Source organism: Streptomyces sp. enrichment culture (genome assembly GCF_964273255.1).
Taxonomy (GTDB): domain Bacteria; phylum Actinomycetota; class Actinomycetes; order Streptomycetales; family Streptomycetaceae; genus Streptomyces.
In genome coordinates this window covers 4,431,790-4,444,792 of the sequence record NZ_OZ186835.1, presented here as the reverse complement: position 1 = coordinate 4,444,792, position 13,003 = coordinate 4,431,790, and the positions used below count along the sequence as shown (strand labels likewise).

Annotated in this window: 11 protein-coding genes, 1 other RNA gene and 1 pseudogene; 3 read left to right on the top strand and 10 right to left on the bottom strand. The window is 71.9% G+C overall.

From position 1 onward, the window contains the following. Positions 1–74: 74 nt before the first annotated feature. On the bottom strand, positions 75–1,433 hold the full coding sequence (locus ACSU53_RS19220) for a nitrate/nitrite transporter (RefSeq protein WP_437029372.1): 1,359 nt from the start codon (positions 1,431–1,433) through the stop codon (positions 75–77). Between the two features lie 211 nt (positions 1,434–1,644). After that, on the bottom strand, positions 1,645–2,103 hold the full coding sequence (locus tag ACSU53_RS19215; protein WP_437029371.1) for a hypothetical protein: 459 nt from the start codon (positions 2,101–2,103) through the stop codon (positions 1,645–1,647). Between the two features lie 443 nt (positions 2,104–2,546). Between ACSU53_RS19215 and ACSU53_RS19210 the strand changes: the two are divergent. Both ACSU53_RS19210 and ACSU53_RS19205 read left to right on the top strand, forming a co-directional pair. Next, positions 2,547–2,768 (top strand): annotated as a pseudogene (locus tag ACSU53_RS19210) (Scr1 family TA system antitoxin-like transcriptional regulator); the annotation flags it as partial. A gap of 10 nt (positions 2,769–2,778) precedes the next feature. Next, on the top strand, positions 2,779–2,952 hold the full coding sequence (locus tag ACSU53_RS19205; RefSeq protein ID WP_437029369.1) for a DUF397 domain-containing protein: 174 nt from the start codon (positions 2,779–2,781) through the stop codon (positions 2,950–2,952). A 33-nt stretch (positions 2,953–2,985) separates the two neighbouring features. Here ACSU53_RS19205 and ACSU53_RS19200 read toward each other — a convergent pair whose 3' ends face one another. From ACSU53_RS19200 to ftsE, 8 genes are all read right to left on the bottom strand, one after another. Further along, positions 2,986–4,284 (bottom strand): acyltransferase family protein, encoded by a 1,299-nt coding sequence (locus ACSU53_RS19200; RefSeq protein ID WP_437029367.1) that lies wholly within the window; start codon positions 4,282–4,284, stop codon positions 2,986–2,988. Between the two features lie 67 nt (positions 4,285–4,351). Continuing rightward, positions 4,352–6,547 carry a glycosyltransferase gene (locus ACSU53_RS19195; protein ID WP_437029365.1) on the bottom strand — a complete coding sequence of 732 codons (2,196 nt, stop codon included), beginning with the start codon at positions 6,545–6,547 and terminating at the stop codon, positions 4,352–4,354. Then, positions 6,547–7,473, bottom strand: a complete 927-nt coding sequence (locus ACSU53_RS19190) for a hypothetical protein (protein ID WP_437029363.1) — start codon at positions 7,471–7,473, stop codon at positions 6,547–6,549. The genes ACSU53_RS19195 and ACSU53_RS19190 overlap by 1 nt, the downstream gene beginning before the upstream one ends. A 973-nt stretch (positions 7,474–8,446) precedes the next feature. Continuing rightward, positions 8,447–8,848, bottom strand: a transfer-messenger RNA (tmRNA) gene (gene ssrA, locus ACSU53_RS19185). A 175-nt stretch (positions 8,849–9,023) separates the two neighbouring features. Continuing rightward, a complete protein-coding gene (smpB, locus tag ACSU53_RS19180; protein WP_437029361.1) occupies positions 9,024–9,503 on the bottom strand; it encodes an SsrA-binding protein SmpB in 480 nt (159 codons plus the stop codon). 45 nt (positions 9,504–9,548) lie between these two features. Beyond that, positions 9,549–10,727, bottom strand: a complete 1,179-nt coding sequence (locus tag ACSU53_RS19175) for a S41 family peptidase (RefSeq protein WP_437029359.1) — start codon at positions 10,725–10,727, stop codon at positions 9,549–9,551. 67 nt (positions 10,728–10,794) lie between these two features. Next, positions 10,795–11,712 carry a permease-like cell division protein FtsX gene (gene ftsX, locus ACSU53_RS19170; protein WP_437029357.1) on the bottom strand — a complete coding sequence of 306 codons (918 nt, stop codon included), beginning with the start codon at positions 11,710–11,712 and terminating at the stop codon, positions 10,795–10,797. A 42-nt stretch (positions 11,713–11,754) separates the two neighbouring features. Next, entirely contained in the window at positions 11,755–12,444 is a 690-nt protein-coding gene (gene ftsE / locus ACSU53_RS19165) for a cell division ATP-binding protein FtsE (RefSeq protein WP_164333262.1), read from the bottom strand. A gap of 314 nt (positions 12,445–12,758) precedes the next feature. Here ftsE and ACSU53_RS19160 point away from each other — a divergent pair, with 314 nt between their 5' ends. After that, positions 12,759–12,950 carry a hypothetical protein gene (locus tag ACSU53_RS19160; RefSeq protein WP_437029355.1) on the top strand — a complete coding sequence of 64 codons (192 nt, stop codon included), beginning with the start codon at positions 12,759–12,761 and terminating at the stop codon, positions 12,948–12,950. Positions 12,951–13,003: the final 53 nt, after the last annotated feature.

Here is a 13,003-nt window from a genome sequence, read left to right as displayed (position 1 = left end):
CCACCTCCCCGCCGGGCCGAGCCTGCCAATGATCCATGACGGGCTCGGTTCGGCGTCGTGTCACCAGTGTTACGTCATACGCCGGCGTAGCTGGGCTGCGGGCCGGACCGCCGGGCGGTTTCCGGTCCGGCCGGCCCGGCCGGCGGGCGGCGCAGGTATACGGCCCAGGTGACCGCGCAGCAGACCGCGTAGCAGGCGAGGAAGGCCACGAACGCGCCGGTGCCGGAGCCGTGGGCGAGGAAGGACTGACGGAACGCCAGGTTGATGCCGACCCCGCCGAGCGCGCCCACCGCGCCGATCAGCCCCATGGCCGCCCCGGACAGCCGGCGCCCGTACACCGCCGCCTCCTCCCCCGTGAGCCCCCGGGCCAGCGCCTTCGCCCGGAAGATGCCCGGGATCATCTTGTACGTCGACCCGTTGCCGAGGCCGGTCAGCACGAACAGGACGACGAAGGCGGCGGTGAACAGCGTGAGCGACTGCCGGGTGGAGGCGGCGATCAGCACGGCGGCCGCCGCGCCCATGGCGACGAAGTTCCCCAGCGTGATGCGCGCGCCGCCGTACCGGTCGGCGAGCCACCCGCCCAGCGGCCGGATCAGCGACCCGAGCAGCGGGCCCAGGAAGGTCACGTACGCGGCCTGCAGCGGGGTGCGGCCGAACTGGCTCTGCAGCACCTGGCCGAAGGCGAAGCTGTAGCCGATGAACGAGCCGAAGGTGCCGATGTAGAGGAAGGACATGATCCAGGTCTGCGGGTCCCGCGCGGCCTCCCGGGCGGCGCCGGTGTCGTTGCGCACCGGGGCGAGGTTGTCCATGTACCGCGCGGCGAGCACGGCGGCGACGACGACCAGCGGGATGTAGAGGCCGAGCAGCACGCGCGGCCCGGCGCCCGCGCCGATGACGGCGAGCGCGGCGAGCTGGATCACCGGGACGCCGATGTTGCCGCCGCCGGCGTTCAGGCCCAGCGCCCAGCCCTTCTTCCGGATCGGGAAGAAGGCGTTGATGTTGGTCATGGAGGAGGCGAAGTTGCCGCCGCCGATCCCGGCCAGCAGGCCGACCGCCAGGAACGTGGAGAAGGAGGTGCCCGGCTCCATCACGGCGAAGGCGGCGACGGTCGGCACCAGCAGCAGCCCGGCGCTGATCACCGTCCAGTTCCGCCCGCCGAAGACGGCGACGGCGAAGGTGTACGGCACCCGGACCACGGCACCGACCAGGGTGACCACCGAGGTCAGCAGGAACTTGTCGGCCGGGGTGAGCCCGTACTCCGGGCCCATGAAGAGCACCAGCACGGACCACATCGTCCAGACCGAGAACCCGATGTGCTCGGACAGCACGGAGAAGAGGAGATTGCGGCGGGCGATACGCTCCCCGGCCCGCTTCCAGAAGGTCTCGTCCTCCGGATCCCACTGCTGGATCCAGCGGTTACTGCGGGCTGTCATGACGCCTCCACGGTGTTCCACAGCTCGGTCGTGCCGAACGTAGGGAGGGGGCGTTTCAGGCCGGGGGGCATGTGGATGACCGTGCGGGAACGTTGCCCTCACCCCCCGATGCGCCGGGGTGAGAGGCCGCCGTCATGCCCGCGGCCCGGCTCCCCTGGTGAGTGGGCCGGGCCGCGGCAGTGCTCCGGTCGTCCGTCGTCCGGACGGCGACCTACTCGTCGGACCGGACGCGCCGCACCTCGTAGCCGTACTCCTTGTCGGGGTCGACGGCGAAGTACAGCACCGGCCGGTCACCCGTTTCCTTGACTTCGAGCAGCGCGGACTGGCTGTCGTCCGGGAACGAGCCTCCCGCGCGGAACCCGAGCTCGACGGTGCCGCTCTTGTCGCCGTCGGCGAGCTCCCACTCGCCCCCGCCGGAGAGCTTGCCCTCACCCGGCGGGGGGTCGGCGAAGGCGAAGACGACGGCACTACGGGGAATGCCCGACATCTCGAACCGCCCGTCGGCCCGGAACTCCACCCTTCCGCCACCGCCGCCCGTCCATACGCCGACGACCTGCCGGGAACTGAGCTCGCCTCCCTCGTCAGCCCCGCACCGCACCAGTGCGAACAGACCGATCACGCAGAGCCCGAGGACGGCCACGACGGTGGTGCACCCACGAAGTACCTTCATGCCCGCCTACTGGTGGATCGTTTCCTGCCGTCTGACGTCGACGCGGAACCCGGCGAAGTAACCGCCCATGTACTGCGGTGCCTCATTGAACCCCTCTTGCCACGCCTGATGACCCGGGACGAATGATGCGTTGTTGATGTCGGTCCACGCCCTGTATTCGACAGTCAAAGTGTCTCCCTTTTGACGATCTCGTAGTCGAGAGCGTGAGAGCCCAGGAGGCCCTGAACCTTGCGGTCCCTTGCCGACGATCAGCCCGCCCAGGCGTTCCTGCCGGGTCCCGTCGGCGCCGGGGCGGTGACGGGTGTTTCCGGTGGCGGTGCCGTCGTAGGTCCCGCTCGGGGCGCCCAGCGGGCCAAGGTCCCCGGCCTCGAGCGGGTAGGGCGGGGCGCCGATCGGCACCAGGTAGTTGAACAGCTTGGCCAGGGCCCGGAGCCCGCCGCCCTGGCCAGGGTCCTCGCCCGGGAACGGGACAGTCGATCGACTATCTGTCGGGGCCCGTCCCGCAGCTCGACACCGTGCAGCTGGACACCCACCACGGGTGCGAATTCCTCGACGCAGAAGCCCAGTTGACGAAGTACCGTTCCGTACTCGACCGCATGGAGTCGAACGCCCTCAAGCCCGCCGCATCCCGCGACCTGATCCACCGCATCGCCCAGGAGACCTGAGAGAGGCACTATGTCCGATCACGCTTGGCGCAAGTCCTCCTACAGCCCGGATGCTTCCAACTGCGTCGAAGTGGCCACCGCTCCCGCCACCGTCCTCGTACGCGACTCGAAGACCGCGCCCGGCCCCCGCCTCGCCCTCTCCCCCGCCGCGTGGGCCGCCTTCCTCGCTCACCTCTCCAAGTGAACGGTGAGGCCACGGAGTTGCCCGCTGCGGCCGTCAGCGCAGGGCATGACGTGCGGCGCCTCCGTTCTCACCCCCGGTGCGCCCTCCGTGGCGGCGGCCCCCTCGGCGTCCGTCCGGCCACAGGCGGGGCCGGCGCTTGGCGGCGAGGTCCTCGGCCCAGCCGAAGGCCACCACGCAGCCGGCGATCAGGATCCAGGTCAGGAGCAGCACCGGCCAGATGCTCTCCAGCAGCCAGGGCACATGGCGTTCCAGCGTCTCGAAGCCCCACAGCCGGTCGTAGAGGGTGGCGGCGGTCAGGATGCACACGTTGTGCCAGAGGTAGACGGTCACCGCGCGGGAGTTGAGCAGGGTGACCGGCCGGTCCCAGCGGCGCAGCCGGCGCGGCCACTCGCTCCACGAGGGGCTCAGGTGGAGGAGCAGCAGGACGGTGCCGAAGGACCACAGGGCCTGCGCCGGGGGGATGGAGTCCAGGTCGTGGCCGGTGCCGAAGCCGTCGCGGAAGGCGTACCACAGGCCCGCGCAGGCGATGAGCGGGGCCAGCGACGGCACCACGTACTGCGGCAGGCGCCTGAGGACGCCCTGCTGGTGGGCCATGCCGAGGATCCAGCAGGCGCCGAAGGTGCTGAAGTCGGTGAGCGCCGAGTCGACGCGCTCGCCCGGCAGGGAGATCCAGCCGAGGTGGAGCACGCCGGACAGTGCGAGCGGGGCGAGGATCGCCGCCCAGGGCAGCGCGCGCAGCAGCTTCAGCAGGTACGGGGAGAGCAGCACGAACCACAGGTAGGCGCGGAGGTACCAGAGCGGGCCGGCGAGTTCCGCGGCCCAGTCCTCGCCGAGGACGCCGTGGACGCCGGGCAGGCCCTCGGCGTACGGCGGGTCGCTGAGCGGCAGGATCCAGAAGCCGAGGTGGAGGAACCACCAGCCGGGGTGGCCGTCGTCGTCCGGGCTCCAGCCCTGGGCCAGCATGCCGGTCACGCCGATCGCGCCGAGCAGCCACAGCGGGGGCAGCAGACGGCGCAGGCGCCCGCGGACGACCTGGACGGCGGGCCGCTTCAGCGAGCGGGCCATGAGGTGGCCGGCCAGGGCGAACATCACGCCCATGGACGGGAAGAGGACGGGCAGCCAGGCCCAGCCCGTCAGGTGGTAGAGGACGACGCGGAACAGGGCGACCGCGCGCAGCAGGTCGAAGTAGCGGTCGCGCGCGGGAGGCGGTGCGGCCGGTCGAGCCGGGTCAGCCGGACCGGTCGGGTCCGCCGGTTCGACGGTCGGGGGCCCGGGCGGTTCGTCCGGGCCGGTGGCGCCGTCCCGGGGGGACGGCAGGCCGGTGGTCGTCATGCGGTGCGGGACTTCCTGGTCGTGCCCCGGCCGGCGGGCGCCGGCCGGGGGCGGGAGGGGACGGCGCTCAGGCCACCGGGCGGCCGTCCCGTACCTGCTGGGAGGGGATCTCGGCGGCCCCCGGCGGTGCGGACACACCGCCCTTGCGGCGCAGCTTCTGCCAGCGCAGCCGGCCGCCGGTGAGCGCGGTGATCCAGGACTGCAGCAGCACGACGTACATCAGCTGCCGGTAGAGGATCTGCTGGAGCGGCAGGGAGAGCAGCGGGGTGAGCTTCTCCTTGTCGAGGACGAACGCGTAGGCCGCGCAGGCCGCCTGGATGGCGAGGACGCCGAACCAGGCCAGGACGGTCTTGCCGGTGGGGCCGAAGACCAGGCCGTAGATGAGGAACACGTCGATCAGCGGGGCCAGCAGCGGTGCCAGCACCATGAACAGCGACACCAGCGGCAGGCCGACCCGGCCGAAGCGGCCCGAGGGTCCCCGTTCGACCAGGGCCCTGCGGTGCTTCCAGATGGCCTGCATGGTGCCGTAGGACCAGCGGTAGCGCTGGGACCACAGCTGCTGCACCGACTCCGGGGCCTCGGTCCAGGCGCGGGCGTTCTCGGCGTAGACCACCTTCCAGCCGTCGCGGTGGATGGCCATCGTGATGTCGGTGTCCTCGGCGAGCGTGTCGTCGCTCATGCCGCCGACCCGCTCCAGCGCCGAGCGGCGGAACGCGCCGACGGCACCGGGGATGGTGGGCATGCACCGCAGGACGTCGTACATCCGGCGGTCGAGGTTGAAGCCCATCACGTACTCGATGTGCTGCCAGGCGCCGATCAGCTTGTCCTTGTTGCCGACCTTGGCGTTGCCGGCGACCGCGCCGACGCGCGGGTCGCCGAAGGGCTGCACGAGTTCGCGCACGGTGGTCGGTTCGAAGACGGTGTCGCCGTCCATCATCACGATGATGTCGTGGCGGGCGTTGGCCACCCCGCGGTTGAGCGCCGCGGGCTTGCCCGCGTTGAGCTGGCGCACCACCCGGACGTTCGGCAGGCCGAGGTTCTCCACGATGCGCGCGGTGCCGTCGCTGGAGCCGTCGTCGATGACGATCACCTCGATGGGGTGGTCGCTCGCCATCAGTGAACGCACCGTGTTCTCGATGCACTTGGCCTCGTTGTACGCCGGGACCAGCACCGACACCGGCTCGGTGACCGGCGGCCCCCAGGCGAAGCCCCTGCGGCGCACCTTGCGGGCGTGCAGGGCGGACAGCAGCAGCATCAGCAGGAACCGGGCGATGACCAGGAAGCCGACGACGGCCAGGCCGACCACCAGCACGCCGGTGATCGAGTCGCTGGCCTGGACGAGGAACACCCAGGCCTTGCCCTTCCACAGGTCCGGGCCGGTCACCGGGCTGTGCGCGCTGGGCGCGTCCAGGGCCTCGGTGAGGTTGTCGAAGGAGTAGCCCCGGTCCTTGAGGTCGGGGAGCATCCGGTCGAGCGCCCGCACCGTCTGCCCGCGGTCGCCGCCGGAGTCGTGCATCAGGACGATGCCGCCCTTGCCGTCCTCGGGGGTGGAACGCCGGATGATCTCCTCGACGCCGGGCTTGCGCCAGTCCTCGCTGTCGTGGGTGTTGACCACGGTGATGTAGCCGCGTTCCCCGATGTACTGCGTCACCGGCCAGGACTTGTTGTCCATGGCGCCGGCCTGCGAGGAGTAGGGCGGCCGGAACAGGGAGGTGCGGATGCCGGCCGCGCCCGTGATGGCGAGCTGGGTCTGGGACAGCTCGAAGTCGATGCGGCGGTCCGACTGGAGGGCGAGGTCGGGGTGGTTGAAGGTGTGCAGTCCCACCTCGTGGCCCTCGTCGACCATGCGCTCGACGAGGTCCGGGTAGCGGGAGGCCATGGTGCCGGTGACGAAGAAGACGGCGTGCGCGTCGTGCCGCTCGAGCACGTCGAGGACCCGCGGCGTCCACACCGGGTCGGGACCGTCGTCGAAGGTGAGCACGAGATGACGGTCGGGCACCTGGAGGGTCTCCGCGCGGCCGCCCCGGGTGTCGATGACCGGGCCGCCGCCGAGGACCTTGTCCGGCACCCGGTCGGAGGCGACCGGGGGCTGGACGCGGTGGTCGGCGAGGATCTCGCTGTGCACGAAGCCGCGCAGCAGCAGCATCGCCATCAGGGCGACGAGGAACAGCAGCGGCAGCAGCAGGCGCAGGGGCAGGCGGCGTCGCCGGGATCCGCCTCGGGCCGCGGCTGCGGTTCCCGGGCGGCGGGTGCGGATGGCCATCAGAGGACGTGCTCCGGGGACGGTGCGGCGGACGGGTCGGACGGGGCCTGCGGGGCGTCGGGGCTCTCCGCGGCCACGACGGGCGGGCCGGCGGGGGCGTCGGCGACGTCGTCGGTGTCCGCGCCGTCGTCCCCGCCACCGCCTGCCGGGTCGGTCGTCACGGGCGGGGGCTCCTCCGCCGGGGTGCTGGCGGGCGGAGGGGCGACCGTGGTCGCGGGCGGGGCCGACGGGGTGGGGTCGGCGGCGCCGTCGGGGGCCGGCTTCGTCGCGCGGCCGGAGGAGCCGGGGACCGGTGCCGTGGTGCGTGCGCCGCCGGCGTCCTGGCGGGCGGTCGCCCCGGGTGCGGGGAGGCTGGCGCCCGGCGTCGGCAGGGTGAGGTCGCCCGCGTCGGGCAGGCCGCCCGGGCCGAGGCTGGCGCCGGAGCCGGGGACACCGTCGGACTCCGCCGCGTCCGGCGAGGTCTCGACCTTCCCGGCGGGCGTGTCCTGCTGCTGGCCCGGGACGGGCAGCCAGGGGGCGTCGGAGTTGCCGGACAGCAGGGTGGCGACGATGACGACGGCGTACCCGGCGCAGGCGAGTCCGACGGTCAGGCCGATCCTGCGGTAGCGGCGCCCACGCCGGCCGGACTCGTCGACGAAGACGGGCCCGTCCGAGGGCTCCGCCACGCCGCCCCGGCCGCCGGGGGTCCGGCGCAGCACGCCGTCCGTGAACTGCACGGAGTCGAGCTGGACGGTCACCTCGTGCGGGTCGTGGGTGTGCTCCCCCGGCTCGGCGTCCGCCGCGTCGTCCTCCTGCCACGGGTCGCGCACCGGGCGGCCGGAGCCGGGCGGCGCGACGGTGGCGGTCCCCTCGGGGGCACCGCCGGGCGGCGGGACGGAGGCGGCCTCGCCGGGGAGACGGCCGGCCGCCGGGGTCTTCGGCAGCATCGTCGCCGGCGTCTTCCCCAGCGATGTCGCCGGGGTCTTCAGCAGTGACGTCGCCGGCCGAGCGGGGCGCGGGGCGGGGACGCGCAGGGCCGTGGTCCGGTGGTCCGCGGGGCCCCTGGGAACGGCGGGAGCGCCGGGCACGTCCGACACGTCGGAGCCGCCGGAGCCTTCGGAGAGTCCGGGAACGTGGCCGTCCGCACCGGAGTCCTCGGAACCGGAGTCGTCCGGAGTGCGGTCCTCGGTGTGGGAGTCGGCGGCCGCGGAGCCGGTGCCGGCTCGGGGGCCGGCTTCCGAGGCGCCGGGCCTCTCGGAGGTACCGGAGGTGGCGGAGGGGGCGTCACGGCCGGCCCTCCGCACTGTGTCGGACGCCGACGCACGGTCGGAACGCTCCGGTTGGGCGTCTTCTCGCCAAGCTTTCACGCGCACGCACTTCCCCCCAGGGACAGATCCGGGTGCGCGTTCGACCCGAGCACGCGTCGGCGGACCGGGCCCCCACCCGCTCCGAGCGCCCCGTTTATCACACTGTGCTCGGGCGTTGAATGTAGCGCACGCGAAGGTCCTGTGTTTGCCACGTGGCGATTCGTAGCGGTCGTGAGACAGACCGGGGACGACACCAGGACAGAACGGGTGGCCGGATTCTTTCGGTCCATGTCTCGCCCGATGCCGGACATGCCCGGAAGGGGCCCGTACGGCGGGACGAGGAGCGACACGGGGGTGACGTGCGGCTCCGGTGGCGGCGGGGACCGGCCCGCCCGGAGCGGCCGGCCCCGGCCGGATCCGGCCCCGCCCGCTGGGATCCGGCCATGATCGACCGCAGGACGAACACCGCCGTGCCGGTCGCACCGCGCCGCACGCCGCCGCCTGTCGGCTGCGGGCCGGCCAGGGGCCGGCCGCGTGCGCCCTCCGGTGGACGTCCCGGAGGAACGACGAAGGCCCCGCCGCTGACGCGACGGGGCCTTCGCCCACATGGGGCAAGTGGAGATGGCGGGAATCGAACCCGCGTCCAACGGTGCGGAACCAGGGCTTCTCCGTGTGCAGTCGGCTGTGCTTTTCTCGGCCCCGGAGATCACGCCGACAAGTCTCCGACGGGCCCAGTCACTGTGTGTTTTCCCTTTTCACCCCGTGACCGGGATCAAGGTTTAGTTCCCTCAATGATGCCAGGATCCGGGTCGGGAACACCCCCGGGCTGACACTCCCTTAGATAGGGGAGCCGCTACTCGCTACCTGGATCAGGCAGCGAGGGCGAGCTCGCCCTGGGAGATGGATCGCTTGGAATTGGCGATTATTTTTTTCGGCCTGTGGTTTACGAGATCATGGCCGCTTCCTCGACACGCTTCCCCTGCTTCGACAGCCGCTGTCGAAACCGATCATCCCCATGTTGTTTTTTCAAACCCTCCGAGGAGGGGCCTCGCGCCCTCTGCGGGGCGCTGGTGCCATCGTACGTGACCAACGCGGGTACGTGCCAGCGTATTCCCCCGCAGGCCGGGGCCCACCGGAGCGCCGGGCGGACGGGCACGGCGCCGGGGCCCAGGGCCCGCGCCGGGCACCGGCTACGCGCGCTGCTTGCGGCGGACCGCCGAGATCGCCCGCTCGGCCTCGCGGCGGTCCTGCTTCTCCCGCAGCGTCTGCCGCTTGTCGTACTCCTTCTTGCCCTTCGCCAGCGCGATCTCGATCTTCGCGCGGCCGTCCTTGAAGTACAGGGCCAGCGGCACGATGGTGTGCCCCGTCTCCTGGGATTTGGACTCCAGCTTGTCGATCTCCTCACGGTGCAGCAGCAGCTTCCGCTTGCGCCGCGCGCTGTGGTTGGTCCAGGTGCCCTGGCTGTACTCCGGTACGTGCACGTTGTGCAGCCACGCCTCGTGGTCGCTCAGCTGGACGAAGCCGTCCGCCAGCGACGCCCTGCCCTGACGCAGCGACTTCACCTCGGTACCGGTGAGGACCAGGCCGGCCTCGTAGGTGTCGATGATGTGGTAGTCGTGCCGCGCCTTCTTGTTCTGTGCGATCAGCTTGCGCCCTTTTTCCTTAGCCATAGTGCAGCCATCTTCGCACTGAGCGGGGGGTCGGGGGGAAGCCGTTTACGGGCGGGGCGGGTCCTGCCGGCCGAGCCCCCTCAGAACCGTCGTGGCCCGGTCCAGCGCCGCGGTCCCGGCCTCGACGTCGGGGGTGATGCCGCGGCCGTCCACGCCGCGGCCGGAGGGGGTGCGGTAGTGGCCGACGGTCAGCTCGGCGACCGAGCCGCCCGGCAGCCGGCTCGGCATCTGGACGGAGCCCTTGCCGAAGGTGCGGGAGCCCACCACGACCGCCCGGCCGCGGTCCTGCAGGGCACCGGTGAGCAGTTCGGCCGCGCTCATCGTCCCGCCGTCGACGAGGGCGACCAGCGGTCTGCCGGTGTCGCCCCCGGGCTCGGCGTGCAGGGCGCGCTCCTCGCCGTCGACGTCGTAGGTGGCGACCAGGCCGCCGTCGAGGAAGGCGGAGGCGGCGGTGACGGCCTCGGCGACCAGCCCGCCGGAGTTGCCGCGCAGGTCCAGGACGATCCCGGCGCCGGCCGGGGCCTCCCGGACGGCGGTGCGCACCTGCTCCCCGGAGCCCTTGGTGAAGGCGCCGACCGTGACGAGGGTGACCTCCGCCGCCAAGTCCCGCGTGGAGACGGAGTCCCGTGACAGCCGCACCCGGCGCACGGTCTCGCTCCAGGTCCGCCCGTCCCGTTCCAGGCCGAGGCGGACGGTCGTGCCGGCCTCGGCGTCCGTGCCGTCGCCGCGCAGTAAGGAGACGACCTCGGTGACGGGCCGTCCGTCGACCGGGGCACCGTCGACGCTGTGCAGCCGGTCGCCCGCCCGGATGCCGGCGCGGTCGGCGGGGGTGCCGCCGCCCACCCGGGTCACCTCGATGCGGCCGTCCCGGGCGCGGGCCCACAGGCCGACGCCGGTGTACTGCCCGTCCAGGGACTCCTCGAACTCCTCGTACTCGCCCGGCGAGTAGACGGCGGCCCAGCGGTCCCCGCTGCGGCTGACGGCCCGTCGCGCGGCCTCCACGGGAGAGGTGCCGTCGGCCACCGCCTCCGCGGCCGCCTCGCTCACCTCGGTGTGGTGCCCGGCGGGGAGCGCCGGGCGGGCGCCGTCCGCCGCGGCCTCCGGGTCGGCGCCGGGCAGGCTGCCGGTGGCGGCACCGGCGACCAGCACGCTCACGAACACCAAGGTCAGGGCGGCTCCGCGACGCGGGCGTCGGGGCCGACAGAACAGGTCACGACCTGACATGCCGGTGAGTCTAGGACAAGGGCAAGGGGCGCACGGCCCGTTGGCCGCGCGCCCTCGTTGGGAAGAGTCACACCTTCAGGTACTTGCGCAGCGCGAAGAACGCGGCCACCGCCGGCATCAGGAGACTCGTGGCGAGGATGAGCGGCAACTTCGTCAACACGGCGTCCCAGCCGATGAAGTTGATCAGGTTCAGCTTCTCCGACAGGGCGAGCCCGTTGTCGATGATGAAGTACCGGCCGACCACCAGGAAGGCGCAGGCGAGCGTGCCGCCGATGAGGCCGGCGACGGCGGCCTCCATGATGAACGGCGCCTGGATGTAGAAGCCCGAGGCGCCGACCAGGCGCATGATGCCGGTCTCGCGCCGCCGGCTGAACGCGGAGACGCGCACCGTGTTGACGATCAGCATCAGGGCGACGACCAGCATCAGCGCCATCACCATGCGGGCGGCCCAGTTCATGCCGTTCAGCAGCCCGAAGAGGTTGTCCAGGATGCCCTTCTGGTCCTGCACGGACTGCACGCCGTCCCGGCCGTCGAAGGCGGTCGCGATGACCTGGTACTTCTCCGGGTCCGTCAGCTTGATGCGGTAGGACTCCTGCATCTGGTCCGGGGTCAGCGAGCTGGCCAGCGGGGAGTCGCCGAACTGCTCCTTGTAGTGCTTGTAGGCCTCGTCCTGCGTCTCGTGGGCGACCGAGTCGACGACCGACATCTTCTCCAGGTCGGTCTTGATCTGCTTCTTCTGGTCCTCGGTCACCGCACCCTTGGCGCAGTTGGGGTCGGTCTCCGCGTCGCTCTTGTTGCACAGGAAGACCGAGACGTTGACCTTGTCGTACCAGTAGCCCTTCATCGTGCTGACCTGGTCGCTCATCAGGAGCGAGCCGCCGAACAGGGCGAGCGAGAGGGCGACGGAGACGACGACCGCGAAGGTCATGGTCAGGTTGCGGCGGAGACCGACGCCGATCTCCGACAGAACGAACTGGGCGCGCATGGCGGGTCCTTCAGGCCTTGTGTGGGGACGCGACGGGGGTGATCAGTGCTGGTACCCGTAGACACCGCGGGCCTGGTCGCGGACGAGGCGGCCCTTCTCCAGCTCGATCACGCGCTTGCGCATCTGGTCCACGATGTTCTGGTCGTGCGTCGCCATCACCACGGTGGTGCCCGTCCGGTTGATGCGGTCGAGCAGCTTCATGATGCCGACGGACGTCTGGGGGTCGAGGTTGCCGGTGGGCTCGTCGCAGATCAGCAGCTTGGGCCGGTTGACGAAGGCCCGGGCGATGGCCACGCGCTGCTGCTCACCGCCGGACAGCTCGCCCGGCATCCGGTCCTCCTTGCCGCCGAGTCCGACCAGGTCGAGGACCTGCGGCACGGACTTGCGGATCTCCCCGCGCGACTTGCCGATGACCTCCTGGGCGAAGGCCACGTTCTCGCCCACCGTCTTGTTGGGCAGCAGGCGGAAGTCCTGGAACACCGTCCCCAGCTGGCGCCGGATCTGCGGCACCTTCCAGTTGGAGACGCGGGCCAGGTCCTTGCCCAGGACGTGCACCTGGCCGTGGCTGGCCCGCTCCTCGCGGAGGATCAGCCGCAGGAAGGTGGACTTTCCGGAGCCGGAGGACCCCACCAGGAACACGAACTCGCCCTTCTCGACCTCCAGGGAGACGTCCCGGAGGGCTGGACGGTTCTGTTTGGGGTAGACCTTGGAGACGTTGTCGAATCGGATCACGGATGCACCACGGGTCGCCGGGGGTAGATGAGCGTGACCTTACGCGAAGCGGAAGGCCGCCCGCAGTCACCGCCCGGGGTTACGCCGCAGTTGCGCCGTATGTGAGGCATGTGCCGCCCCGCGCGGTCCCCGGGACGGCCCGTCTCCTCCAGCGGTGCTCCGGGGCGGCACCGGCGGGCGGACCCGGTACCACGGGGGTCCCGGGTCCGGGGGCGGGCCGCGCCGATCCCCGTCGGACCTGGCACAGTGGGAGAGGGAACGTTCGCGGCGCCGCGGACGTTGTACGAGTGGGACCGGTGCGAGGAGGCGAGCGCATGACGTACGACCGGCTGGTGTGCGCGAACTGCGCTGCGCCCGTGAACGAGGGCCGGTGCCCGGTGTGCCGCGCGAACCGTGAGCGGCTGCAGCAGGACAACTTCTTCGCGGGTCTCAACCCCATGATGCTGATCGCGCTGCTGGCGGTGCTGGTGGCGGCGGTGGCCCTGCTGGCCCACCGGGCCGCCTAGCCGCCACCGTCCCCTCGGCCGGGGACGCACGAGAACACGAGGAGGGGCCCGGA